The sequence below is a fragment of the Enterobacter sp. ENT02 genome, from assembly GCF_019219165.1.
GTDB classification, from domain to species: Bacteria; Pseudomonadota; Gammaproteobacteria; order Enterobacterales; family Enterobacteriaceae; genus Enterobacter; species Enterobacter mori.
In genome coordinates this window covers 923,083-946,889 of record NZ_JAHUWD010000002.1, presented here as the reverse complement: position 1 = coordinate 946,889, position 23,807 = coordinate 923,083, and the positions used below count along the sequence as shown (strand labels likewise).

24 protein-coding genes and 1 pseudogene are annotated in these 23,807 nt (G+C 50.5%); 12 read left to right on the top strand and 13 right to left on the bottom strand.

Features of this window, described 5'->3' with window-relative positions; translation table 11 throughout:
* Positions 1-108: 108 nt before the first annotated feature.
* Together ynfE and dmsD are read left to right on the top strand one after the other, a co-directional pair.
* Entirely contained in the window at positions 109-2,547 is a 2,439-nt protein-coding gene (ynfE, locus tag KW829_RS10545) for a selenate/tellurate reductase subunit YnfE (protein ID WP_218308170.1), read from the top strand.
* A 94-nt stretch (positions 2,548-2,641) separates the two neighbouring features.
* Positions 2,642-3,256, top strand: coding sequence for a Tat proofreading chaperone DmsD (gene dmsD / locus KW829_RS10540; RefSeq protein WP_218308169.1), 615 nt, complete (start codon positions 2,642-2,644; stop codon positions 3,254-3,256).
* Between the two features lie 58 nt (positions 3,257-3,314).
* On the opposite strand, the gene KW829_RS10535 is transcribed toward dmsD, so the two are convergent.
* The 3 genes from KW829_RS10535 to KW829_RS10525 form a co-directional block, all read right to left on the bottom strand.
* On the bottom strand, positions 3,315-3,698 hold the full coding sequence (locus KW829_RS10535) for a Rid family hydrolase (protein ID WP_010430656.1): 384 nt from the start codon (positions 3,696-3,698) through the stop codon (positions 3,315-3,317).
* A gap of 13 nt (positions 3,699-3,711) precedes the next feature.
* Positions 3,712-5,166 (bottom strand): MFS transporter, encoded by a 1,455-nt coding sequence (locus KW829_RS10530; RefSeq protein WP_218308168.1) that lies wholly within the window; start codon positions 5,164-5,166, stop codon positions 3,712-3,714.
* A gap of 80 nt (positions 5,167-5,246) precedes the next feature.
* Positions 5,247-5,993, bottom strand: a complete 747-nt coding sequence (locus KW829_RS10525; protein ID WP_218308167.1) for a glucose 1-dehydrogenase — start codon at positions 5,991-5,993, stop codon at positions 5,247-5,249.
* A 128-nt stretch (positions 5,994-6,121) separates the two neighbouring features.
* Between KW829_RS10525 and KW829_RS10520 the strand changes: the two genes are divergently transcribed.
* Positions 6,122-6,991 (top strand): LysR family transcriptional regulator, encoded by an 870-nt coding sequence (locus KW829_RS10520; protein WP_218308166.1) that lies wholly within the window; start codon positions 6,122-6,124, stop codon positions 6,989-6,991.
* 2 nt (positions 6,992-6,993) lie between these two features.
* On the opposite strand, the gene KW829_RS10515 is transcribed toward KW829_RS10520, so the two are convergent.
* From KW829_RS10515 to KW829_RS10500, 4 genes are all read right to left on the bottom strand, one after another.
* Positions 6,994-7,533 (bottom strand): cytochrome b, encoded by a 540-nt coding sequence (locus tag KW829_RS10515; protein ID WP_218308165.1) that lies wholly within the window; start codon positions 7,531-7,533, stop codon positions 6,994-6,996.
* Entirely contained in the window at positions 7,530-8,585 is a 1,056-nt protein-coding gene (locus KW829_RS10510) for a catalase family peroxidase (RefSeq protein WP_218308164.1), read from the bottom strand. The genes KW829_RS10515 and KW829_RS10510 overlap by 4 nt, the downstream gene beginning before the upstream one ends.
* A gap of 72 nt (positions 8,586-8,657) precedes the next feature.
* On the bottom strand, positions 8,658-9,230 hold the full coding sequence (locus KW829_RS10505; RefSeq protein ID WP_218308163.1) for a DUF308 domain-containing protein: 573 nt from the start codon (positions 9,228-9,230) through the stop codon (positions 8,658-8,660).
* Positions 9,231-9,420: 190 nt separating this feature from the next.
* A complete protein-coding gene (locus KW829_RS10500) occupies positions 9,421-10,005 on the bottom strand; it encodes a TetR/AcrR family transcriptional regulator (protein WP_218308162.1) in 585 nt (194 codons plus the stop codon).
* 209 nt (positions 10,006-10,214) lie between these two features.
* Between KW829_RS10500 and KW829_RS10495 the strand changes: the two genes are divergently transcribed.
* Positions 10,215-10,466 (top strand): hypothetical protein, encoded by a 252-nt coding sequence (locus KW829_RS10495; protein WP_218308161.1) that lies wholly within the window; start codon positions 10,215-10,217, stop codon positions 10,464-10,466.
* Between the two features lie 64 nt (positions 10,467-10,530).
* On the opposite strand, the gene KW829_RS10490 is transcribed toward KW829_RS10495, so the two are convergent.
* Complete coding sequence (locus KW829_RS10490) at positions 10,531-10,926, bottom strand: RidA family protein (RefSeq protein ID WP_010430630.1); 396 nt, start codon at positions 10,924-10,926, stop codon at positions 10,531-10,533.
* Positions 10,927-11,066: 140 nt separating this feature from the next.
* Here KW829_RS10490 and KW829_RS10485 point away from each other — a divergent pair, with 140 nt between their 5' ends.
* Both KW829_RS10485 and KW829_RS10480 read left to right on the top strand, forming a co-directional pair.
* The gene (locus tag KW829_RS10485; protein ID WP_010430627.1) at positions 11,067-11,657 is read left to right on the top strand and encodes a TetR/AcrR family transcriptional regulator; all 591 of its coding nucleotides are present in this window, start codon (positions 11,067-11,069) and stop codon (positions 11,655-11,657) included.
* Between the two features lie 457 nt (positions 11,658-12,114).
* The gene (locus tag KW829_RS10480) at positions 12,115-13,023 is read left to right on the top strand and encodes an SIR2 family protein (protein ID WP_218308160.1); all 909 of its coding nucleotides are present in this window, start codon (positions 12,115-12,117) and stop codon (positions 13,021-13,023) included.
* A 225-nt stretch (positions 13,024-13,248) separates the two neighbouring features.
* Here the strand turns inward: KW829_RS10480 and KW829_RS10475 are convergent, their stop codons facing one another.
* Positions 13,249-14,718 carry an SEC-C metal-binding domain-containing protein gene (locus KW829_RS10475; protein WP_218308159.1) on the bottom strand — a complete coding sequence of 490 codons (1,470 nt, stop codon included), beginning with the start codon at positions 14,716-14,718 and terminating at the stop codon, positions 13,249-13,251.
* Between the two features lie 498 nt (positions 14,719-15,216).
* Between KW829_RS10475 and KW829_RS10470 the strand changes: the two genes are divergently transcribed.
* Positions 15,217-15,621 (top strand): cell envelope integrity TolA C-terminal domain-containing protein, encoded by a 405-nt coding sequence (locus KW829_RS10470; protein ID WP_010430623.1) that lies wholly within the window; start codon positions 15,217-15,219, stop codon positions 15,619-15,621.
* An 88-nt stretch (positions 15,622-15,709) separates the two neighbouring features.
* On the opposite strand, the gene KW829_RS10465 is transcribed toward KW829_RS10470, so the two are convergent.
* On the bottom strand, positions 15,710-16,120 hold the full coding sequence (locus tag KW829_RS10465; RefSeq protein ID WP_174339930.1) for an ASCH domain-containing protein: 411 nt from the start codon (positions 16,118-16,120) through the stop codon (positions 15,710-15,712).
* A 363-nt stretch (positions 16,121-16,483) separates the two neighbouring features.
* Between KW829_RS10465 and KW829_RS10460 the strand changes: the two genes are divergently transcribed.
* On the top strand, positions 16,484-17,884 hold the full coding sequence (locus tag KW829_RS10460) for a carboxylesterase (RefSeq protein ID WP_256350571.1): 1,401 nt from the start codon (positions 16,484-16,486) through the stop codon (positions 17,882-17,884).
* Here KW829_RS10460 and KW829_RS10455 read toward each other — a convergent pair.
* Both KW829_RS10455 and KW829_RS10450 read right to left on the bottom strand, forming a co-directional pair.
* Positions 17,881-18,105, bottom strand: a pseudogene (locus KW829_RS10455) (hypothetical protein); the annotation flags it as partial. The gene KW829_RS10460 and the pseudogene KW829_RS10455 overlap by 4 nt on opposite strands.
* Positions 18,106-18,298: 193 nt before the next feature.
* A complete protein-coding gene (locus KW829_RS10450) occupies positions 18,299-19,192 on the bottom strand; it encodes a LysR family transcriptional regulator (RefSeq protein WP_218308157.1) in 894 nt (297 codons plus the stop codon).
* Positions 19,193-19,320: 128 nt separating this feature from the next.
* Between KW829_RS10450 and KW829_RS10445 the strand changes: the two genes are divergently transcribed.
* Positions 19,321-19,893 carry a flavin reductase family protein gene (locus KW829_RS10445; protein ID WP_218308156.1) on the top strand — a complete coding sequence of 191 codons (573 nt, stop codon included), beginning with the start codon at positions 19,321-19,323 and terminating at the stop codon, positions 19,891-19,893.
* A 166-nt stretch (positions 19,894-20,059) separates the two neighbouring features.
* On the opposite strand, the gene KW829_RS10440 is transcribed toward KW829_RS10445, so the two are convergent.
* Positions 20,060-20,896, bottom strand: coding sequence for a MipA/OmpV family protein (locus KW829_RS10440; protein WP_218308155.1), 837 nt, complete (start codon positions 20,894-20,896; stop codon positions 20,060-20,062).
* Between the two features lie 202 nt (positions 20,897-21,098).
* Between KW829_RS10440 and KW829_RS10435 the strand changes: the two genes are divergently transcribed.
* The 3 genes from KW829_RS10435 (at position 21,099) to KW829_RS10425 (ending at position 23,781) form a co-directional block, all read left to right on the top strand.
* Positions 21,099-21,776, top strand: a complete 678-nt coding sequence (locus KW829_RS10435; protein ID WP_218308154.1) for a response regulator — start codon at positions 21,099-21,101, stop codon at positions 21,774-21,776.
* A complete protein-coding gene (locus tag KW829_RS10430) occupies positions 21,776-23,164 on the top strand; it encodes a HAMP domain-containing sensor histidine kinase (RefSeq protein ID WP_218308153.1) in 1,389 nt (462 codons plus the stop codon). The genes KW829_RS10435 and KW829_RS10430 overlap by 1 nt, the downstream gene beginning before the upstream one ends.
* 137 nt (positions 23,165-23,301) lie before the next feature.
* A complete protein-coding gene (locus KW829_RS10425; RefSeq protein ID WP_010430601.1) occupies positions 23,302-23,781 on the top strand; it encodes an Rrf2 family transcriptional regulator in 480 nt (159 codons plus the stop codon).
* Positions 23,782-23,807: the final 26 nt, after the last annotated feature.

Sequence of the window (23,807 nt, the reverse complement as noted above, 5' to 3'; positions counted from 1 at the left end):
GATAAGGATTAACATTTAGTACCTCAAAATAAGTAACACTCACCCCATCATTAGCCCGGTTGTAATCACGGGTAAAAATAATACGTAATCTCAATGTTGGGGTGAGCCATGTCTGAGGTCGATCATCACGGCGGTATTAGCCGCCGAACGCTTGTTAAATCTACAGCGATGGGTTCACTGGCGCTTGCCGCGGGTGGACTCTCATTACCGTTTGGTTTGAAAACTGCCGCTGCTGCAGTGCAAAACGCCGTCCAGCCTGCGGAAGATAAAGTGGTGTGGGGAGCCTGTTCGGTCAACTGCGGAAGCCGCTGCGCACTGCGCCTGCACGTTCGCGACGATGAGGTCTACTGGGTCGAAACGGACAACACCGGCGAGGATATTTACGGTAACCATCAGGTGCGTGCCTGCCTGCGCGGACGTTCTATTCGCCGTCGTATCAATCACCCCGATCGTCTGAACTACCCGATGAAACGCGTGGGCAAACGCGGCGAAGGCAAGTTTGAGCGCATCACATGGGACGAAGCGCTAAACGCCATCACCGCCAGCCTGAAAGACGTGGTCGACAAATACGGCAACGAAGCGGTTTACATTAACTACTCCTCCGGCATTGTCGGCGGCAATATCACCCGCTCCTCCCCTTACGCTTCGCTGGTGGCGCGCCTGATGAACTGCTACGGCGGTTTCCTGAGCCACTACGGCACTTACAGCACGGCGCAAATCGCCTGCGCAATGCCTTACACCTACGGCAGCAACGACGGGAACAGCACCTCTGACATTGAAAACACCAAACTGGTGGTGATGTTCGGCAATAATCCGGCTGAAACGCGCATGAGCGGCGGCGGGATTACCTGGTATCTGGAGCAGGCGCGCGAGCGCTCCAACGCGCGCTTGATCGTCATTGACCCGCGCTATACCGACACCGCCGCCGGACGTGAAGATGAGTGGATCCCTATTCGTCCGGGTACCGATGCCGCTCTGGTTGCGGGCATCGCATGGGTATTGATCGACGAAAACCTGGTGGACCAGCCGTTCCTGGATAAATACTGCGTCGGCTATGACGAAAAAACGCTGCCGGAAGGGGCTCCCGCTAACGGTCACTACAAAGCCTATATTCTCGGCCAGGGTGATGACCACACGGCGAAAACCCCTGAGTGGGCTTCCCGTATTACCGGCATTCCAGCGGATCGCATCGTTAAGCTTGCCCGCGAAATCGGCTCCGCAAAACCGGCGTATATCTGTCAGGGCTGGGGACCACAGCGCCAGGCGAACGGCGAGCTGACGTCTCGCGCCATCGCGATGCTACCCATTCTCACCGGAAACGTGGGGATTAACGGCGGCAACAGCGGCGCGCGTGAGTCAACCTACACCATCACCATTGAACGTATGCCGCTCCCGGACAACCCGGTCAAAACGCAAATCTCCTGCTTCAGCTGGACGGACGCCATCGCCCGCGGGCCGGAGATGACCGCCCTGCGCGACGGCGTGCGCGGTAAGGATAAGCTGGACGTGCCGATTAAGTTCATCTGGAACTACGCGGGCAACACCATTATTAACCAGCACTCTGATATCAATAAAACTCACGAGATCCTGCAGGACGAAAGCAAGTGCGAAATGATTGTCGTCATCGACAACTTCATGACCTCGTCAGCGAAGTACGCCGATATCGTGTTGCCGGACCTGATGACCGTCGAGCAGGAAGACATTATTCCTAATGATTATGCAGGCAACATGGGCTACCTGATTTTCCTCCAGCCCGTGACGGCGCCGAAGTTTGAGCGTAAGCCTATCTACTGGATCATGAGCGAAGTGGCAAAACGCCTCGGGCCGGACATCCACCAGAAATTCACCGAAGGACGCACGCAGGAACAGTGGCTGCAGTTCCTGTATGCCAAAATGCTTGAGAAAGACCCTAAGCTTCCGTCCTATGACGCGCTGAAAAAAATGGGCATTTATAAGCGCAACGATCCGAACGGACACTTTGTGGCCTATAAAAAATTCCGCGAGAACCCGGAGGCCAATCCGCTGAAAACGCCATCGGGCAAGATTGAAATCTACTCCAGCAGGCTGGCGGACATTGCCGCCACCTGGGAGCTGGAAAAGGATGAGACCATCAGCCCCCTTCCCGTCTACGCATCGACCTTTGACGGATGGGATGCCCCCGAGCGCGCGCAGTTCCCGCTGCAGTTGTTTGGCTTCCACTTCAAAGCCCGTACCCACTCGAGCTACGGCAACGTCGACGTGCTGAAAGCGGCCTGCCGCCAGGAGGTCTGGCTTAATCCTGTCGATGCCGAAAAACGCGGCATCAAGAACGGCGATACGGTGCGCGTCTTTAATCGTCGCGGCGAGGTGCGAATTGAAGCGAAAGTGACGCCACGCATCATGCCCGGCGTGAGCGCCATGGGCCAGGGAGCGTGGCACGATGCCAATATGAGTGGCGATCGTATCGACCACGGTTCGTGCATCAACACGCTGACCACGCACCGCCCGTCGCCGTTGGCAAAAGGCAACCCGCAGCACACCAATCTGGTGCAGATCGAGAAGGTGTAGAGGGTGAAACGCGAGACCGCGGGTTATTCTATGGTCAGTATTATCGGTTAACACAGTCGCGCGGACATCTTCCGCGCGAGAAAGGAAGGTTGTAATGAGAGATGTCTCACCACGTGAATCGTTCGCGTTTAGTGCCCGGGTATTGGGCGCACTGTTTTATTTTTCTCCCGACAGCGAGCAGGCTGCGCCGCTGGTGCGGGTGCTTACCGCTGGCGAATGGGTTCAGGACTGGCCCCTGCCATCGGAAATGCTGCAGCCCGTTGCCGATACCTTTGCCTCTTCTTCCGATGAGACGCTGACGGATGCGTGGCAACGGCTGTTTATTGGCCCTTATGCCCTGCCCGCACCGCCGTGGGGTTCCGTCTGGCTTGACCGCGAATCCGTACTGTTTGGCGACTCGACGCTCTCGCTGCGCCAGTGGATGCGTGAGAATAATATCGCTTTTGAGATGCAGCAAAATGAACCGGAAGACCATTTCGGCACCTTGCTGCTGCTGGCGGCGTGGCTGGCCGAGAATGGCCGCGAAGCGGAGTGCGATCGGCTTCTGGCGTGGCACCTGCTGCCGTGGAGCACCCGCTTCCTGTCGGTGTTTGTCGACAACGCCGGGCATCCGTTTTATACCGCGCTGGGTCAGCTCGCGCAGCTGACGCTCGCGGACTGGCGTTCTGCGTTACTTATTCCGGTTGCGGAAAAGACGCTATACCGCTAAGGAAGTGGCTTGCTCGCGGGTGGCGAGCAAGCCTTCTTTTTAGCCCTTACGACCGAAACTATCTTTTTGCTACGATCCGCATTTCCACCAGGGCATTTTCCGGAATGAACTCTGATACACCGATGGCAGACCATGCCGGGTATGGCGCCTTGACATACTCATCCTTCACTTTAGAAAAAACAGCGATATGTTTCTTGAGATCAATATGAAAAGTGGTCATCTCAAGAATGTTTTCATAGCCTAAGCCAGCAGCGTTCAGATACACACCCAGCTTATAAAAGGCATCATGAAACTGTTCTTCCGGCTCCTTGCTTATGGGTTTGTCCCTGCGCGCTGCGGTCACCCCTGAGAGATAGACTGTGCCATCGGCTTCAATGACGGGGGAAAAGTGCCAGTCATCGAAGTAATGCTGGAATGCGTCAGGAACTATCGATTTTTTCATGATGATGTCTCTTTTAACACGTTGATTTATGCTCAGGAAAACGTCCCCACGAAGCATATCTGATAAGCCGGACGCTGAGTCCTGCGCCTATGGCAAGGCATACCGCCATTGTCAGAAGGGAGACGATAAAAGCATGCGTGATAGTGGCTTCACTTTTTCCAGCGTCTAACATGCTGTAAAAAATGCCGCCGATGATGGCAACGCTCAGCGCGGTGCTAATTTGCAGAGTCGAGCTGGTCACGCCGGCGATCGTGCCTGAGAACGCGGGCGCCACGCGGCCTGTCACCATGCGCACCAGCGTCGGCATCGCCAGCCCCTGTCCAAGACCGGTAACAAAAAGCAGTGCCGCGAGCGGCAACATGGCTGGCGGGCGCCCTGTCAGCGTGTGGGCAACCAGCCACGCAAGGCCTGCCAGCCCCACCGTCTCGCAGCCCATCCCGATGGCGCTTAAGTAATTTCCGACAAAACGCCTCAGGTACGGCGTCAGCAACGGTCCGATCAGAAAGCCGATGCCAAAGGGCAAAAAAATCAGTCCCGCCGTCAGGGCGTTTATATGCAACGCATCCTGGAGATAAACAGAAAATAACAGAAAGAAGGCACCAATCGAATAAAACAGCAAAATGACTGTGAGCCCCCGCCCCAGCCCTGGCGCGCGCAGCACGGAAGGATCGAGCAGCGGTGAACCACCGCTCTGGCTAAGATGCCGCTCATAACGCCACAGCAGCCTGGCCAGCAGAGGCACAGCAAGAAATGACAGCCACGTCCACCAGGGCCATCCCGCTTCCCGGCCTTCAATTAACGGCACAATCAGCGCACTCAGCGTGACGGTTGCCAGCAGCATACCGACGGGATCCAGACGCTGTGCAGATTGCGCGCGCGTCTCTTTTAGCAGCGGCAGCCCAAAAAGAATGACCAGCATCGCCACCGGCAGGTTAACCAGAAAAATAACCCGCCATCCCAGATGAAACAGATCCGCTGAAAGCAGGGCTCCGCCCAATACCTGCCCGATAACGGAAGCCAGACCAAACACCGCGCCATAGATACTCAGCGCGAGCGGTTTTTCCGCCTCCGGAAAAATAGCCTGAACGGAAGCCAGCGCCTGGGGAGCCATAATCGCGGCCGTAGCGCCCTGTAATATGCGTCCGGTTATCAGAACCCACGGCGACCAGGCTAAACCGCACAACAGCGATGCCGCAGCAAAACCGATGAGCCCCAGAAAAAACATCTTCCCGCGACCGTAAATATCTCCCAACCGTCCGCCGGTGATTAATGTTACCGAGTAAACGGCAGCATAGGACGAAATGACGAGCTGTTCAGCAGAGGACGTGGCGCTCAGCTCGCCCTGAATTGCAGGCAGTGCCACATTGACAATAAAAAAATCGAGCGGAGGCAAAAATGCGCCAACCAGCAGGATAATAAACATTGCCCAGCGACGGGGCTCGGCTTGCGTGAGGGTATGTGTCGACATAGAACACTCCATAGATAACGGTTCTGTGCCCCGTTAAGAGACATTATTGTGGATTGTGGGCGGCCGCCGCGTGGCTTAGCTCAACGCATGCCGCCAGAGGCCAGAATCACCTCGCCGGTCACCCAGGCCGCATCGTCTGAGGCGAGAAATGAAACAATCGGGGCCACATCCTGCACATGGCCGATGCGGCCAAGCGGCGTCTGGCTTTCATTCCATGTCTGGAAATCCGAGTTCATCGCGCCCGCGCTATGACTCCCTTCCGTTTCGATAAGGCCGGGATTGACCGCGTTGACGCGAATGCCGCGCGGGCCGAGTTCGCGTGAGAGTACGCCGGTAATGGCGTCAATCGCGCCCTTGGTGCCGCTGTAGATGGCGCTCTCAGGAATAAAGACGCGGGTGACGAATGAGCTGATATTGATGATGCTGCTGCCTTTTGTCAGATGCGGCGCAGCCGCCCCAGCCACCAGCAACGGGCCCAGCACGTTGATATCAAACTGCCTGCGAAACAGCGTTTCGGTGCTCTCTTCGATCCTCGCGAAGGCATAAACGCCTGCATTGTTCACCACAATGTCCAGCCGCCCGTAATGGCTTACAGCCGCGTTGATCAGCGCCTCAACCTCGGTCTGGCAGGTGATGTCCGCCGCAACCGCCATGGCCTTTCCACCCGCGGCTTCGATATCGGCAACGACCTTATCCGCATCGCTTCTGCTTGAGGCGTAATTAACAATGACCTTCGCGCCGTCAGCCGCCAGCTGACGAGCAATACCTGCTCCGATACCTTTGGAGCCACCGGTGACGATGGCAACTTTGTCTTTTAATTTGTTCATGTCTTCAGCTTCCTGATTTACCGCCCGTGGCGGTGTGGTTGAGAAGGTCATATTGATATCGACAAAGTTGTTTTAGAACTGCCACTTTTGTATATTCAATGTTCATTTTTGTACGGTGAGAGACTGACATGGAATGGGGTGATGTCCGGGTATTTCTTGCAGTTATGCGTAAGCGCTCTTTCGGCGAAGCGGCCCGAAGCCTTGGTGTGAGCCATCCTACGGTGGGTCGCCGGATAAAGGCGCTTGAGGATGAGGCTCAGCAAGCCCTCTTTCGCCGGACCAAGGAGGGCCTGGTCCTGACCGACGCAGGCGACAGGGTTCTGAAGCTGGCAGAAGCGGTAGAAAACTCCGCGCTGGCGATGGAACGACGCCTGGCAGGAAATCACGACCGTCTTGAAGGCCTCTTACGGATATCGTCAGCAGAGTGGTTTGCGAACTATGTTCTGGCACCTGTCCTGAGCGAGCTGACGCGTCGTCATCCGGCGATTGTCCCTGAACTTATCGCGAGCTACCGCTTACTCAATCTGTCGCGACGTGATGCCGACATTGCGTTTCGCATCGTGCCCTTTACCGAACCCGATATAGTCCAGCGCCGCCTGATGCGCATTCCCTATGCGCTTTACGGGACGCCAGACATCGCCGATATCGCCCGACACGACCCGGCCGCAGTGGGGCTGATTCTGATGAATACGGCCCAATCCCACTTTTCTGACGTGGCCTGGCTGCTGGACAGGTTCCCACATTCCCCGCGCGTCTTCACCAGCACCAGCCGGGCCGTGCAGGCGCAGATGTGCAGTCGGGGGATGGGCATCGCCGTATTACCGCGTCCATTGGGTGATGCCATCACCGGGTTGCAGGCCATCAGCATGCCGGAGCCACCGCCGTCCAAAGATATCTGGGTAGGGTATCACTCCGACCTCCGGCATATGGATCGCCTGCGGGTCATGATGGATATCGCCGATACGATGCTTGCCGACCCCGCCACGGCGATAGCGTGAGCCTAGGGTTTACGGTGGCCAGTCATACTGCTGAAGACGCCGTCACGCAGTACGAAAGCGTGAAGCAGCGCAGCGGCAAGGTGAAGCATTATCATCGCGAATAACGCCAGGGCAACCCAGGTATGAAGTGGCCGCAGTATCGCATACCGATCATTACTGATGTCCATGATCGGCGGCAGAACGATGCCGTTACCCAGCGTGACGGGATACCCTGCTGCTGAGAGCATTGCCCAGCCTATCAGCGGCTGGGCCACCATCATCAGATAGAGCATCCAATGCGAGAGATGGGCCATACCTCGCTGCCAGGCCGGAATGGACGCTGGCAACGCGGGCTTGGCCGTCGTGAATCGCAGCCATAATCGCACGATGACCAGAAGCAATATCATCACCCCGAGAGGCTTGTGGATCGACACCAGCAGGCTGTGCGCGGAGGAGACGATCGAGACCATCGCAACACCGATAAACAACATCATGAGAATGGCTGCGGCCATCAGCCAGTGCAGGACGCGCAGAGCCGGATGAAAATAGACGGCCTGTTTCATAACGTCTCTCCCTTCTGTTGCGCCTGTTCATGGGTGCGCAGGTTATAGGATTTGGCATAAGCCGATGAGCGTGCGTTAAGTATCGGGTCAGCGGACGGTGCCATACCGTCGGGTAAAATCAACGGGTCATAGTTGATGTCATTACAGGGTCCCTGCTGTTGAGGGATAGCCTTGTTTAAGACTAACGTTCCGGCATTAATCGTTTTCCTGTCGGCAGGCCATGCTTTGGTGGCGTCGTCGCCTTTATCACCTGCCTGAGCAAGCGTGAACACTAAATCCCATTTCAGCGCGCCCTGCCCCAGACGATGCTGAAGATCCTGTTGCAGGAAATCGCTGTTCTGTTTATCGGCGTCGCTTATCGGAGTAAATCCGGCATGAGGCACCATGCTCCAGCGTACAAGTTGTTCATGGCCTGCCTTATCAATCAGGCGAAAAGCATTCAGGCTGTTAAAGCGATCGCTGGCCCAGCTTGAGGAGGGTGTGTATTGCTTTGCCCACGCAAAAAACGGTTTTATTTCCGGATGGTTCATGACAAAGGAACGTAATTTTTCCGGGTTCGGTTTTCCGGTTGCGGCATCCGGCAGGGTAGCCGTCTGGAGTTCAAAGAAACTCTCAACGGAACTGACGGGGAAAAATGGCATGGCGTTCATACCGGTGCGCCACTGCTCACCATTCGACTGCTGAAAGGAGAGCGCCATACTCCGAACGGGCACGGTATAATCCGGTGCAGCCGGAGCCCCGCCTGCAATGGCAAAACGCCCTGTGACAGCGGTTTCACCTTTGCTGAACAGGGAGGCACGTGAAAGCACACTGGCATTCCCGTTTGAGATAAACGAGCCCAGCACACACATGCCTTTAGCATGATTACGGCGATAGCCTTTATGTACTCCACCCGACTGCTGTAATACATCAACGAGCTTATCCGACGTCAGACGTTGAGGCGTCAGCCAACCGCCAGTCCACAGGAATAATAAAAAAAGGATCAGGGGAATAATTCCGACCAGCGCCAGACGTACAACCGTTTGTCTGTTTAAATGTACTTTACTGTTCATATTGTTAACTCATTCTGCTCACGATATGTCAAAACGAAACGTGCAGGGGGTGATGACGCGTCGTGCCTGAAATCAGCATGACCGTTTCGCTTCTCTTTTTTTTCGGAATGTTAACGTCAGGGCTGACAGGCAAAAATAGACGGCACCAAACGCAGCATACCCCGCGATATTTGCTACTGACGGTGGCTCAGGCGTCCGGGCCTGATAGATAAAAAACGCGCCTGCAAGTGCAGACTGTGCGCCACTTAATATCATGCTCCATTGCGCACCATAATGTTTCCAGCGCTGTGTTGCCGCGCCCAGCTGCAGCAGACCGGATAATATCGCCCAGCAGCCGAATACCCGAATGACATCATTTATATTGCTTTTAAGAGCCAACACGACGGCCAGCGTTGTTATAACGCTAACGATAATATTAACGGTCTGCATCCGGTTGCGGCCAAATCCCCCGCTTTTTCTTGCATCAATATAATTCGCCATTGCATCCCATGCGGGGTAAAGAATGAGCAAAATCGCTGCGCCAACAGGCGAAGACAGGCCAGCGGTGAACACGGCAATAACCCATAAAACGGAGAAAGCCGTCCGGATAAAATAATACTGTTGTAGCCAGTTCTGCTGATTCCCGTGGTGGATAGTGTCGGACATATAGACCTCTTAACCTGGCATATTTAACAAACGAAGCAGCGTAGCATGCCTCACCCGATAACAAACCTACTAGTAGGTAGATAAAAGATCAATATGTTTTACGCTAACCGTTACAAAAGGATCGTCAAGGCGCGGGAAAGTGAAAGACGTGTTGAAAACAGGCACAGCCCGGTCAATAACCGGGCGTCCTTCAGGCTGCGGTGAGAACCTTATCGATCAGTGGATAGGCAATCTGCTCAAAGACGTGCGGATTATTAAACGCCCGGGCTGCCAGCATGGCACCATGCATGCCCGCCATGAGAGCCCTGGCTTCGACTTCGGCACTTTCGCTGAGAGTGAAAACGCCTTGCGCTTCGCCAGCACTCAGTACTGCGGTCAGCCAGTCAGAGAGATCGTTAAAATGGCCGGTCACTTCTGCGGCAATATCTGCAGGTAAGGTCGGAAGTTCAACGGCCAGCATCACACAGATACAAAATGGTGAAGCCCCCTCTTTAATACAGGCCGACCAGAAATCAGCATAGCCTTTCACTTTGATCAGAGGATCGTTGGTTTGGCGATCCATCGCTTCCATGCCACTCCGTGCTTCTGCACGGTATTCCTGCACTACAGCTTCGACTAAATCTTCTTTGCCCGGAAAATGATGGTGGATACTGGCTTTGCGGATACCCACGCGCTCCGCAAGATCGGCATAGCTAAAGCTTTTGTACCCACCCGTTGTGAGCAGCTGCCTCGTATTTGCCATAATTTCGCGCGCTTTCGGCGAACGTTCGATCATTTCACGCTCCAGTGTTCAATCCAGTGAAAAAATGTGCTGTCTGTGACAGGCGCGTCCCGCCGGGACAACCTACTGAGCGGCAACAAGAATGTCAAATAGCCGGGCCCGCAAAGGGCCAACGGGAAAAAGCCGCCTGATATCATTGACACCACCCCATCCTACTACTAGGATGGTTTCACTTCAAAACATATCCCTGTAGTGGAGAGTGTATGGCAGTTATCCCATTTCCGGACAGGCACAGCCCAGCGGCCCCAGTGCGTAACATTCGCGAATTATCCAACGTCATTCACGCGAATGAAGATCGCGGCCACACGGCGTGCGTAGAGAACAATGATGCCGTTCACCGTTTCGCATTAAGCGTTGCCGCGAAGCTATTAAGCGATCGGGAGCTTAATCAGGCTGCGCCTTTTATGATAGACAGAATTGTCAGGCTGCTAATGACTGAATCCAAAAACAGTTAAGAGTAGCCATTCCGGATCGGTGAGATATCGTTTCTCTTGATATCTCTGTGCATCGTTTGCCTTCTTAATGTTCAGGAATGCGGGCGATAACCTTTATCTCAAAATCAAATCCTGCAAGCCAGTTAACCCCCACGGCTGTCCAGTTCGGATACGGGGGCTTCGGGAAAATGCTGCTTTTCACCTGCATAATGGCTGGAAATTGATTCTCCGGATCGGTATGAAAGGTGGTCACATCGATAAGATCGTCAAACGTGCATCCCGCGGCGGCAAGCGTAGCCTTGAGATTCTCGAAAGCACGCTCTACCTGCGTAGTAAAGTCGGGCTCGGGTGTACCGTCCTCCCGGCTACCCACCTGTCCGGAAACAAACAGTAAATCACCAGAGCGGATCGCTGCGGAATAACCATGCTGTTCATAGAGTGCGTGGCGATTTGCAGGGAAAACAGGTTTCGGTTGGTTCATAACATATCCTTTCTTTGGATGTGCAACAGCGGATGCGTGGCATCCATAAATGAATTAAGATACGCGGCGTATGTCAACTTAATCACACATACGCCGCGTATGTCAAACATCCTGCGCGGCGTACAGGATAAGGAGCCCGTATGGCAGCCAAACGCCGCGCCGAAACGATGGAAGAAACCCGCACAAAGTTGATTGCGGCTGCACGAAAAGCCTTCGCTGAAAAAGGATTTGCGGCAGCTTCGATGGATGATTTGACCGCCAGCGTCGGCCTGACGCGTGGCGCCCTCTACCATAATTTTGGGGATAAAAAAGGGTTACTTGCCGCGGTGGTGACCCAGATTGATTCTGAAATGGCGCAAGGCGCCAAACATGCAGCGGCGCAATCCGGTGATGACCAGCAAAAGCTTCTGGCCGAAGGGATAGCTTATATCAAGATGGCGCTGGATGAAGAAGTCCGGCGTATCGTTCTGCTTGATGGCCCAGCTTTTCTTGGGGATCCGACAAAATGGCCAAGTCAGAATACCTGCCTCGACGCCACTCGCGAAAGCCTTTCAGACCTGATTGAACGTGGCGTCATCAAACCGGTAGACGTTGATGCCACCGCCTGGTTATTAAATGGTGCCGCACTGAATGCCGCCCAGTGGGTGGCCGCGAGTGACGATCCGAAGCAGGCATTACCCAAAGCGATTGAGGTTTTCACCCTGTTGGTCAGTGGCGTGTTGCAGCAGTGACCGCACTGCCCCACCCGGTTATCTCGTGCTGAGAGCAAGCTTAGCCGCGGAGGAAAAGCAAAAAGTGAATCGGTAGCAGATATTTCCTTTATCCGAAGGAGCGGATGTTATCGGATTACTTTCCAGGGCAACGGATTGCTGGCATTTTTGTTGGACAATTGTTACCGATCTGCCGAGTCTGGCCGCTTTGTGCCAGAAGCGGACGGTGCTAACTCATAAACTGCGTAGGGAGTAAACCAATGAACTGATGTTATCTCGTTCTCATTTTCTGACTACGAAGTACACTCTGTAGGATATTAATAGGTATAGTTGTCTAAGACTTTCATGGGGAGGCATATTCGAAAACATTAGTTGCTAGGCAAGATCAAACTTATCGGTGTCGAACATGCCAATGACTGGTATTAGAATAAATATCAGTAGTATAGTGTAAAAAATGTATCTAACATAAGGGATAGAAATGCGCGATTATTCACTACTTATTGGAAATGGCATAAATAATATTACAAATGGAAATTCTTGGCTTGATGTTTTAAATAACCTAGGGGCAACATATGGGATAAAAATTGACACGCATGAAAAACCATTTCCACTAGCCTATGAAGAGATTTATTTTAATATTTCAAATAAACAAGCGAATGGATTTTCAGAAAATAAAATAAAAGATTCCATCGCATCAAAGATAAATACAATAAAACCAAATGAAATCCATCAAAGAATAATAGGGTTAGAATGCAATAATATTTTAACAACAAACTATGATTTAGCTTTTGAATATTGTTTAGACGACAGCATCAAGCCTGATGATTTAAAAAATGAAGGTGTAATAAAAGAAAGTAAATATAATATTTTCAGGCATTATCAGGTGAAAAACAAAAACATATGGCATATACATGGAGCAGTGAATAACCCAAGCTCAATAATTCTTGGCTATGAACATTACAGTGGTTATTTGCAAAGCATGCGGGGGTATACAACTACCGGAAGTCAGTATTCCAATAAATCGTTCAACGAGCCGCTTACAAAACGGTTGCAAGCAAATGATATTGGTAATAGCTGGATCGATGATTTTTTTACTAAGGATGTATATATCTTAGGCTTGAATTTGGATTTTGTTGAAATTGATCTTTGGTGGTTACTTACATTTAGAGAAAGGACTAGAATTGCAAAGAAAATAAGCTTGCAATATGAGGTGACATATTACATCCCTGGTTATTATTATAATAACGCTGCTTCCAAACCAAAAATCGATCTTTTGAAAAGTGTTGGGGTTATAATTAATCATGATTTCGGGTTAGTGTTCAAAGGGAAGGAAAAAGAGTATTACCTCGATGTAATCAAAGATATTCAGAATAAAACTAACAGATAATCTTTTCTCTATAAAGAGAACGGCCAAAGAAAAATATCCTTTGACCGCTGAGATGAGCATTTAGTCCGTTCCTCGCTCACAGCGGACCTTCAGCTCAGTCAGCAATGTCCGCTGCGTGCCAAAAGCGGGCATTGTTAACTGGTAACCCTAATATTGCACGGTGCTGTATTCGTAAGGTACGCATCATGCGCTATTGGATGGTAATACCGGATTGATGGTAGCAGATTAACCGTGGCACTTTTTGTATTTTTTTCCTGAGCCACAATAGCATGGTTCATTCCTACCTAACTTTTGCATATTGGAATTAGGCGGAGTGTAATGTTTGATAGTGGCTGACTGCTTCCAAGGCACAAAATCTGACATGACGTTAATGTCCCTAGTCGCTTTAAGTATTTCAGCTCTTTCGTCTCTCGGCATGGGTTTAGGAAAATGGATATAAATAATGTCTTCTGACCTGCCACTATTATTTTTAGGCTCAGTCGCAATTGCTATTATTTTTTTTATTTGTTTGTGTCTTGCAAAGGCAATTGGGAAATACATGTTTATAAGCGCTACTCGGTGCTCTCTATATGTCAGATAATCAATTTCATCTTTTTGAGGAACTAAGAGCAATAGATAAAACTTTCCCGATTCGTCAGGCGATTCAACCAGCATGGAAGACATTATGTGCGAAGGCACTGAGTCCATTTTTTCCTTGAAGAGTTTAGATAAATAATAACGTGATGATCTACTTTCTTTAGCTACCTCTCTTATAGCTGCCTCATGCATTGAGAATGGCTGATCCCCGAAGAAGCCTACATTAGCTGCCAATATACTTTTAGAGCAATTTTCAATAAGGTTATCCCAAAAAATGCTTCCTTTTTTGATGGCAATGGCATGTTGATACTGAAATGATTTAGTGTAGTGAACCCATTCACCTTCTGGAATGGAAACTAATCCTTGCTCCCTTAAAATGTCATCAGATATGATTTTTTTATCCCCTAGCAAATAGCTAGCTAATATTTCTTCCTCACCAAGGCTAATCGCAAGACGTTGTTCTCTGACTGCCTTCTCTTTAGCAATCAAGTATCCTATGAAATCGGTTGCAGTATTTAACTCGGTTAACAGTAGCGTTAGTGAAAGTTCATCAAGCACATGAATAAACGTCTTTTTCGGATACAGATCACCTACGCAAAAAATATTATTCAGGCATTCTTTCACATCATATATAAAAGCGTTAACCAAAGTAGCTGAACTACCTTTCGATAATGAGTCAAAGTATTTTTTTGCTGGCGCGGAGATATTGTCCGTAACCGCAACAAGGTGGAATCGTGATGTTTTATTTATTTTCACAGGAAATTTCACTTTGCAATCTTTATCGATATAGATCCTGTGCGGGTTTTCTTTTATGAACTTCTCCGCTCCATACAATTGACGAGAAGAATCTATCACCGAACCTCTAAACCATCTTTTCCAGGCAATGCTAATATCTTTATCTTCATTAAATTTAATGCTTTTATCGGAGAAGATTATTACATTATCACCAAACACTACCAGCAAATCACATACTTCTTTGCCTGTTTTATTTTTAGAGTAGCCTTCATCACTGTGTATATTTGCGTATGACCATAAACCAAGGAATGCGTTATCTGCCAAATTTATCAATTTTCCCTCTGATGCATTGAAGCCTGTATTTTTATCAATTTTTCTTAGCATAGGAATTCCATTTTTTGCTTATTAAACCAAAGCCTACTAAAACCAGTCTTATAGACTAATTCAGGTTGTTTAAGCAAAAAAGTGCGTATTTATCCAGTAGCGCATGATACGCACCTTACGAATACAGCACCGTGCAATATTAGGGTTACCATTAATGGCAACCTTAACGCGCTTAAATGACCAGCAATAGCCACTAAGCGGTTATTTTCATCCTGTGTCCGCTGTCCGCTGTCCGCTTTTCGCTCTTAGCCGACGTTCATATTTAAGCGTAGCTCAATACAGCGAACGGTTTGGTGATCTATGGACGAGTCCAGGGAGCCAGCGCAACGTAAATCTTACTGCGCCCAGGCTGATTTTTCCTGCAATTTTCAAGCCTGCCCCCCTTAAAATTGGGGGGGGTATGAGCCAACAAGCCCCCCTCTCTGATTTTCGTGCCATAATGCCCCGATTCATCGGTGCGTATCGATACTTTTGGAAAAATCATAAACGGACTTAGACATGACCAAAATCTTGATGCTGGTAGCAATGGTAGCAACCATTGCTGGTTGCACTCCATTAACCCCAAAAGATTGCCAGAAGAAAAGCGCTCTTGATTCGTGCTCTTACAAACGTTCAGGAAAAGTAACCGATAAAGACATTTATGGCGAACAAGCATCAGGTATAAAAAAAGCACTCGATGCAGCACTGACCAAACCCCGAGCCTGGAGTGGGAAAAGATGTAATGTGCATCTGGATTTCAATATGGACGGCACCTTGCAGAATTTCATCATAAAGAGTGGAGATAAGGATTACTGCCGTGCTTTAGCTGAAGCCTCCAGGCAAGCAAAATTCCCATCATTTACTAACCAGCATGTTTACGACGACATGAGTTCTGCCCGGTGGGAAATGCACGGACAACCATGAAAAATATCTACTTTGACTGTCGGCTTCGTGCCTGAAGCGGACATTGATATGAATGGAAATTGATGAACGTCAATCCGTTTACTCTGTTCTACAGGATCTCAACCACTTCAAACTCTTCTGCGATCAACTCCATATCTTCAGAAAAATGACCTTCGCGGCTGAAAAATCTCTGATGCTCTTTCTGCCAGTATTCAAGGCTTAAATCCCCTTCACCTTCTTTGCGGGCGAACGCCTCAGTCACATCACAAAAACGCACAAGCCGCAATGAAACCAGTCTGATCACACAGACCGGAACATTCTGGCCATCAAGAATAATGTTATAACTCCCAATCTTCAGGGCAGAATCCTCCTGCTGGAAAGAGGCAAAAGATCCGCAAGAGGCCGTTTTGATCCCTTTTTTGATCAGGTCCGCAAGCTCGCTGGCGAGTTCCGGGCTGTCACCCATTTGCCAGGCATCTGCGCCTGGATACTTCATTTTTATTACCTCAACCTCAACCATTGAAATCCCTTCTTTATCGTCGGTGAAAATAAAAGTTATACATTTTATAGCATGAGCTGTCCCGACATTATCTGTGATGCCTTTATTTAGATAGCGTGGTCCGCTTATCGCTCAATACGGGCTGTCTGCCCGCTCCGGATGTCATCCCATTCCTGACAAATAGAGGAAAGGGAGAAAAGAGTCGGCAAATTTTGAAAAGCCGGGGACGAGTTAACACAGTGTATCTTTTACATACCACGCGAGTAATGCTGTGCCATTATTTTAGGTACCACGCGCCCTCGGCAGACAAGGAGCCTGACGTTGAAATTCTTAAGATGGTTCAAACGCATCGTCTTATCCCTTGTTTTGTTGGTCATTGGCGCGATGGGCCTGCGTCTTTATGACATTCAGCGCGGACCGGATCTGCAACTCTGGCATACCTATGTTCCTCATGAAATGGATGCTGACGAAATAGACAAAGCAGACTGGAACCATTACCTGAAGGTTGAGGATTCTCTTTTCACAGAAGTGAAACTCAATGTCACGGACAAGCTGGATGCTCAACAGCAGACGGAACTCAATCGCTATTATTCCGGCAGTCCCATTTATCCTGACAGATTCCAGACTAACTGGAATCGCTCTTACATTATGTTCCCTGATGCCAAACCCAAAGGTGTCGTGGTGATGTTGCATGGTTTAACCGATACCCCGTACAGTCTGCGACATATTGCAGAGAATTATCGTCAGCATGGATTTATTGCTATTGGTATCCGATTACCGGCACATGGTACGGTCCCTGCAGCCTTGACGAATGTGACATGGCAAGACTGGCTGGCCGCGACGCGCCTTGCAGTCAGAGAAGCCAAAAAGTTAGCGGGTAATGATGTGCCGCTACATATTGTCGGATTTTCCAATGGCGGTGCTCTTGCCATGAAATACACGCTGGACGCTCTTAATGATCCCCGTCTGGCAAAACCTCAGCGCGTTATCCTGATTTCGCCGATGATTGGCGTTACGCGTTTCGCGCGTTTTTCAGGTGTTGCGGGCTGGCCATCATTTCTGCCCGCGTTTGCGAAAGCAGCATGGTTAACCATCATGCCAGAGTTCAATCCGTTTAAATTTAATTCATTCCCGACGAATGCCGCCCGGCAGTCTTTCCTGCTAACCTGTGCGCTGCAAACCCAAATTGCGGCTGATTCACGAAACAAAAAACTAGACCAGTTACCGCCGATAATGACATTTCAGTCGGCAATGGACTCCACCGTCAGTGCCCGAGCGGTCATTACAGCGTTATATAATCGTTTGCCGGTTAATCACAGCGAAGTGGTTTTATTCGATTTGAACCATGCCGTCAGGTTTAATGCACTATTGCGGAGATCTTCTTACACCGCGCTGTCGAGATTACTCCCGACGCCCCCACGTCGATACGACACAACGATAATCACGAATGTCACCGCGGGCAGCACAGAGATGGAAATCCGCACGATTCCAGCAGGTAAAACAGAACAGATCGTTGAAAAAATGGGGCTGCGCTATTTGCCGGACGTTTACTCACTCTCTCATGTCGCCCTGCCTTTCCCTATGACTGACTCCCTGTATGGCCGTTATCCTGAACCACAGAATCAATACGGCATTAGCCTGGGGACCTTTGCCGCGCGTGGTGAACGCGCGGTACTGATCGTCGGACTTGATTCTCTTATGCGCCAGTCTTCAAACCCCTTCTATCCTTATATTATTGAGCGTATCAATGAAGGCATAGATACCCGAGTACAGCGGAATAATTAGCGAGGTGACACCGTCGTTTGCCCGCCCGCGGATGATATGGCCACCCGTTGTCCAGCGGAGAAGCGGGTCGGCCCCTGCCGTTGCACTACCATAAGCATGCGTCCGTCATCCAGACGAATCTCAAGCTCTACGCCCTGGACAAGATTCATGCGCCCTTGTACGCCCTGCCCAGCCACTCCCCCGGCGACAGCCCCAACTGCCGTCGTCAGGTCACGACAGGTTCAGACGGAATGACTTCCGCGACACTCCGCAGAAAGGTAGCCAGTTCCGGAACCATCGCAGTCGTGATGCCAAACGGAAATTCCCACGTATTTTCGAACGTTTTGTTGCAGATGCTGCGAGGGCGAGGGTTAAGCAAGTCAGAATAGAATGTCCGCTTTGTGCCTGGAGCAGACGTTGAGGAAAAGATTATTTTTATGCGAAATATTTGCGTAATATTTTTTCTAATAGCGAGAAAACGACCATCACCCTTTTTGGAGTAATCAGCTGGTAAGGGCGATATAAATAAAATTGCCATTTTTCCTGTCGCAGTTCAGGCAGCGGGGGAACAAGTTGGCCGCTTGCTAAGTACTCCCTACAGATAAAATCGCTGGATTGTACAACCGTTTTCCCGGCCAATGCAGCCTGAATTTCGGCGTATGGGTCTGTAGTATAAAACTCAATATGACGAGGGACAAAAGTATTCACTACGTCACTCATAAACTCAAATGTTTTTCCCGTTTCAGGATTAATTAAACCACTGAATGGATAGCGCTGTCGAAGATCTTCTAAATCAGTTGGTGCTCCCAGGCGCGCAATGAGTTCAGGGGACGCAACAAAAACATGCTCAACTTCCCCGATATTTTTAATTATAAAGTTTGGATTAGGTTCTCGCCCTACACGTATACCTATATCGATACGATGCTCGATAGTATCAAGTTTCATCATATCTAAACGCCAGTCGATAAATAACTCAGGATATGGACGTAGTGCAGTCAATAGTTCATACAAGATTTGTTCATGATTTGGAAATCGAAGTAATGTGATACGAACAACACCCTTCATTTCATTATCATCTTTCCCTGTCTGAAATAGTTTTTCAGAATCTTCCAGCAGTCGCTTCGCTTGGGGTAAAAATAACTCACCGAAACTGGTGAGAAAGATCGACCGGGTATTGCGTTTGAAAAGAGGTTCACCAAGCTGTTTCTCCAACTCAGCGACTGTTCGGGTTACTACTGATGGTGAAACCGACAGCTTTATGGCTGCTTCGCGGAAGTTCAGGGTTTCAGAGGCAATGATAAAAAACTTTAGAGCATCAAGTTTGTTCATGATTGTTGTGAAAATTGCAATAATGTATTTTGATAATAGCAATTAATTTGCAACTATTCCAGTCATATAATCGAACAATAAAATAAGTAACCTGCCCTAATTTTTATCAGAACGCAAAAGAGTAAATTATGTCAATTCAACCAGTAGAGTTAAACAAAGCCTATCGTTTATTGCAGGTCGGGCCAACGACGATGATATCGGCTAAAAATGATGGCATTGAAAATGTCATGGCAGCGGCCTGGGTGGGGTTAGTAGGAAATAATAAAGTGATGGCTTTTATAGGTCCACAGGCATTTACTCGCAGACTTGTAGAAAAAAGTGGATATTACGTTGTCCAGATCCCCGTAGTAAAACAGATGGAAATGGTTTTATATGCTGGAGGTCACAGTTATTCTGACACATCCGATAAAAACAGTAAAATTCCACTATTTTATCAGAAAGAGTTTGATCTTCCTTTAGTTGAAGGTTGCGCTGGCTGGCTAGTCTGTAAGGTCATACCCAATGTAGAAAATGAAAAACAGCACAACTTGTTCATGGGGGAAATTGTCGAAGCATGGAGTGATGACCGCGTTTTCAGAAATGGGCACTGGATTTTTGATGATGCGCCTGATGAATTACGTACTGTCCATTACGTAGCTGGCGGACAGTTTTACGCTATTGGTAAAGGTACAAAATTCAATTATGGTCCAGGAAAAGACTAATCCTTACTTCTGTATAAATGTAGCCATATAACATGGCTACATAGAGGTATATAGTATAAAAACAACCGCCTTAAGATATCCGCTTTTCGCTCAGAGCAGACATACCGGCCCCTGGGCGGCTCGAATTCGTCGCTATTGCGCGCTCATCTCCATAAGTAACCAACCATCAAAAACTGTACGTCACCTTCAAACTCCCCGTGGGCGATGTTTTACGTTGAACAATGGGGCTATCGGCCGCATCCCCCGCCAGCTGCGTCACGCCCGCTGCGGCAAGCACGCTCCAGCGCGAGGTGAGCCTGTGTGTCCAGTCAAGATTCAGCGAGTACGCATAAATTCCGGCTCCGGCGTCATGTCGGGCAAACCCCGATGTGGCCGACTGGACGGCGCTGACGCCATAGTACGTTTGCATATACTTGTCGGATCCCCAGCTGCTGGTCAGCGCCAGCGTCACCTCATTTTTTGGTGAGGTATAGAGCGGGCTGATAATGCCGAAATGCACCGCCTCGCCGTTGTCCCTTTCAGAAACCGGAACCTCAGCCTGCAGCTGCAGATGAAGCCAGTCGGTCACCTTATACTCCAGCCCAGGCACAACGATGGCCGAGCCTTTGATGTCGCCCATACCCCGCAGGTAGTCGCTGCCGGAGCTGATCGAATCGCTGCTTACGTCTTTATCTTTACGGCCTGTTCGATAGCTCACAGCTGCGCTGTAATCCAGGTTGCCGATGTTGTTGCCGTAACCGACGCCCCGCGTGGTGCTGATAAAGAAGCCGTTTGCCATGGCGTAATCCACCACCTGCGCCGCACCGACGCGGCTTTTATCCGAACCCGAGTAGCGTGGCGCGACGTCCACGCCGCCCCCCAGGGTTAAAACGTTACCCTCGCTCTGCTCTGCCGCCAGTACTGGCGTGGTCAGTAACGCCAGAACGATGCCCGGCACGATGTTTTTCAGGCTGCGGCCCGAGAGCAAATGTGGGGACGAATGACGCAGTTCGATGTTTCTCATTAAAGAAGTCCTTCTGGATTCAAATGGTGACGGTGCAAGCGGTTAAACGCCAGAACGCCCATTTTGAATACTGACCCTAAGGTTCTTATGAGCCGAAAATGAAGAAACACTGAAGCGCGCGCGGATGCTGTAAACCGGACAGATTTCCTGATACCGTTTTTTCTTAAGATGTTCTTCATTCACGGTTGATACAGTTACCAGTGTGAAAATTCTACTCATCGAAGACGACCTGGATCTTGGCAATGGCATACGTATCGCCCTTGCCGATCAAGGATTTGACGTTATATGGGTTCGCCGTAAAGAGGATGCGCTGCATCAGCTTGACGTCTGCGTGCCAGAACTTATTTTGCTCGACCTGGGGCTACCCGACGGCGACGGCATGAGCCTCATGACGCGCTTACGCCAGCAGCTTAAGGGGATCCCCGTCATCATCCTGACGGCGCGAGGCACGCTGCAGGATCGCCTGTCCGGGCTGGATGCAGGTGCAGACGACTATCTCGTTAAACCTTTTGTTCTCGCCGAACTGCTGGCGCGGGTAAGAGCCCTTGCGCGGCGCAGTTACGGTTTCGAGAATGAGGCGATAGAGATTCGAGGCTTATCTCTTCATGTACCGACGCGTCGTGTAACGGTGAGCGCACGCCACATAGACCTGACGGCGAGTGAATATGCGCTGCTTGAAACGCTGATGCTGCGTGCGGACCGCGTGATTACGCGACGGTTTCTGGAAGAACGGATATTCGGCAACAAAGAGAACCTCAGTAATGCGCTCGACGTGCATATGGGAAATTTGCGAAGAAAAATCGGCGAAGGCTATGTGCGAACGGTGCGTGGCGTCGGGTATGTTATTGATACCGTTGCTGTTCAGAAGGTGACGACGTAATGCGAAACCTGTGGTATCACCTGAGGCGCCCGACGCTGGTACGGCGAATTATCATCGCCCAGTTGCTGCTGCTTACCCTGCTGTGGTGTCTATTTTTAACCTTCATTCTGTGGGAGGACCTGCGCAGCCCTCCCATCCTCACGGGCAGTCATACCTATGAAACGCTTTTTACGCTGGTAGAGCGGATGGACGAACACCCGCAGGATCGTACCGCCGTGCTGGCAGCCTTCAGCAAAGCGTTACGAGAGGGCTATGGCGGCGGCGAAGACCCCGCCCTGTCGATCAACTTCATCGTGCGCAGAAATAACGCGGTTATTTTTTCATCGCCTGATGCACCAACGGGGGTAACCAACACCCGGTTTGTGGAAATGCAGCGTGTTCAGAGCGACGGTCGTACCTGGACCAGCCGAACCCTTAAATCCGCTCATTCCGATGTGGAGGTCACCCTTTTCACCCCGGCCGGTGGCTGGAACTTCTTTATCTACCTCAACTCGCGCGGTTACTACGTCATGCCGCTGCTGGTCTGTTTCCCTTTTCTTCTGTTCCCCGCGTGGCTGTCAATCCGCATTGCCATGCGCCCCTGGAACAAGGTGGTCAATGAAATTGCATTGCGCTCGCCAGACGATCTCTCCCCCTTAAAAGCCGTACCAAAACACAGGGAGCTTCGCCAGATGGTGGACGCGATTAACGACTTTCTTGCCAGGGTACGAGAAAGCGCGGAAAGGGAGCGGGTTTTTATTGCCGATGCGGCTCACGAACTGCGAACGCCGCTGGCGGCGATGCGAATCAACGTGGAAGCGTTGCAATCGTATGTACTCAGCGAGAGCCAACAGGAATTGCTTGCGGGGATTGTTCGCAGCAACAGTCGTGCTGCGCGTCTCGTCAATCAGTTGCTGCTGATGATGCACAGTGAAGCACACCTTGATACGGACCTGGAGCCCGTGCCGCTAACGACGCTCATTCAAGAGCGAATGGCCGAGCTGGAACCGCTGGCGTCTGCGCGCAGGATTGAGCTGGAATTTTTCGCCGAGGATGAAATCTGGATCTCAGGCGTAAGGGAGCGCCTGGTGTCGCTCATTGATAATCTCATTGAGAACGCCGTGAAGTACAGTCCTGAAGGCGGGCGGATTCAGGTCGATGTCTGCACATTCGATGGCTCCGCGCGGCTACGCGTTTCCGATGCAGGGCCCGGTATTCCGGTTGAATTGCGCGAGCGTGTGTTTGACCGATTTTTCCGCGATCCCAGTCAACTGCAAAGCGGGAGCGGACTGGGGCTTGCCATCGTTAAAGCGGTGGCGCAGCAGCACAACAGCAGCGTAAACCTGAGTACTTCCGCAGAAGCTGGCCTGATGGTGACGGTTGACTTCCCGAACCGCACGTATAGCTAAACAGGAACAGGGGGTTCGATCGCAAATGCCGCAGATTGCTTCAAAAAAATTACCGTATTTGTTATATTGTTGTTTATTGCTTATTCACCTCTGCGGTGCCAAAAAGAACAAGATTCACCGCAACCCAGGATACAAAAATGTTAGATTACCGCTTCCCGACAGCTTTGCAGATGGTTCTCAGCGTAGCAATGGCGGAGCAATTGGGTGAACGTTCGACGAGTGCGATTCTGGCCTACGGTCTGGAAGCAAACCCGAGCTTCATCCGCAAACTGATGGTTCCCCTCACGCGTGACGGTATTATCGTCTCCACGCTTGGCCGTAACGGCTCTATTCATCTTGGACGCCCGGCGGAAGAGATCACCCTGCGCGATATCTACCTTTCCGTCATCGAAGATAAAAAGCTGTGGGCATCACGTCCTGACGTACCGGCCCGCTGCGTAGTCAGCGCTAACGCCTGCTGGTACTTCAAGTCTATCTCCGAAGAAGCGGAGCAGGCTTCGTTACAGGTACTGGCGCGCCACACCGTGGCAAGCGCGCTGGAAGAAGTGAAAAAAGCCGATACCAGCGGCTGCGATCCGGTGCCTGAACTTATCGCCAAGTATAAAGAAGCCCTTTAACTTTCCTTGAATGCAAAAAAAACCGC

Coding starts and splice junctions, on each gene's coding strand:
- ynfE (WP_218308170.1), top strand. CDS start 109: ATGTCTGAGGTCGATCATCACGGCGGTATTAGCCGCCGAACGCTTGTT.
- dmsD (WP_218308169.1), top strand. CDS start 2,642: ATGAGAGATGTCTCACCACGTGAATCGTTCGCGTTTAGTGCCCGGGTA.
- KW829_RS10535 (WP_010430656.1), bottom strand. CDS start 3,698: ATGAAAAAATCGATAGTTCCTGACGCATTCCAGCATTACTTCGATGAC.
- KW829_RS10530 (WP_218308168.1), bottom strand. CDS start 5,166: ATGTCGACACATACCCTCACGCAAGCCGAGCCCCGTCGCTGGGCAATG.
- KW829_RS10525 (WP_218308167.1), bottom strand. CDS start 5,993: ATGAACAAATTAAAAGACAAAGTTGCCATCGTCACCGGTGGCTCCAAA.
- KW829_RS10520 (WP_218308166.1), top strand. CDS start 6,122: ATGGAATGGGGTGATGTCCGGGTATTTCTTGCAGTTATGCGTAAGCGC.
- KW829_RS10515 (WP_218308165.1), bottom strand. CDS start 7,533: ATGAAACAGGCCGTCTATTTTCATCCGGCTCTGCGCGTCCTGCACTGG.
- KW829_RS10510 (WP_218308164.1), bottom strand. CDS start 8,585: ATGAACAGTAAAGTACATTTAAACAGACAAACGGTTGTACGTCTGGCG.
- KW829_RS10505 (WP_218308163.1), bottom strand. CDS start 9,230: ATGTCCGACACTATCCACCACGGGAATCAGCAGAACTGGCTACAACAG.
- KW829_RS10500 (WP_218308162.1), bottom strand. CDS start 10,005: ATGATCGAACGTTCGCCGAAAGCGCGCGAAATTATGGCAAATACGAGG.
- KW829_RS10495 (WP_218308161.1), top strand. CDS start 10,215: ATGGCAGTTATCCCATTTCCGGACAGGCACAGCCCAGCGGCCCCAGTG.
- KW829_RS10490 (WP_010430630.1), bottom strand. CDS start 10,926: ATGAACCAACCGAAACCTGTTTTCCCTGCAAATCGCCACGCACTCTAT.
- KW829_RS10485 (WP_010430627.1), top strand. CDS start 11,067: ATGGCAGCCAAACGCCGCGCCGAAACGATGGAAGAAACCCGCACAAAG.
- KW829_RS10480 (WP_218308160.1), top strand. CDS start 12,115: ATGCGCGATTATTCACTACTTATTGGAAATGGCATAAATAATATTACA.
- KW829_RS10475 (WP_218308159.1), bottom strand. CDS start 14,718: ATGCTAAGAAAAATTGATAAAAATACAGGCTTCAATGCATCAGAGGGA.
- KW829_RS10470 (WP_010430623.1), top strand. CDS start 15,217: ATGACCAAAATCTTGATGCTGGTAGCAATGGTAGCAACCATTGCTGGT.
- KW829_RS10465 (WP_174339930.1), bottom strand. CDS start 16,120: ATGGTTGAGGTTGAGGTAATAAAAATGAAGTATCCAGGCGCAGATGCC.
- KW829_RS10460 (WP_256350571.1), top strand. CDS start 16,484: ATGGGCCTGCGTCTTTATGACATTCAGCGCGGACCGGATCTGCAACTC.
- KW829_RS10450 (WP_218308157.1), bottom strand. CDS start 19,192: ATGAACAAACTTGATGCTCTAAAGTTTTTTATCATTGCCTCTGAAACC.
- KW829_RS10445 (WP_218308156.1), top strand. CDS start 19,321: ATGTCAATTCAACCAGTAGAGTTAAACAAAGCCTATCGTTTATTGCAG.
- KW829_RS10440 (WP_218308155.1), bottom strand. CDS start 20,896: ATGAGAAACATCGAACTGCGTCATTCGTCCCCACATTTGCTCTCGGGC.
- KW829_RS10430 (WP_218308153.1), top strand. CDS start 21,776: ATGCGAAACCTGTGGTATCACCTGAGGCGCCCGACGCTGGTACGGCGA.
- KW829_RS10425 (WP_010430601.1), top strand. CDS start 23,302: ATGTTAGATTACCGCTTCCCGACAGCTTTGCAGATGGTTCTCAGCGTA.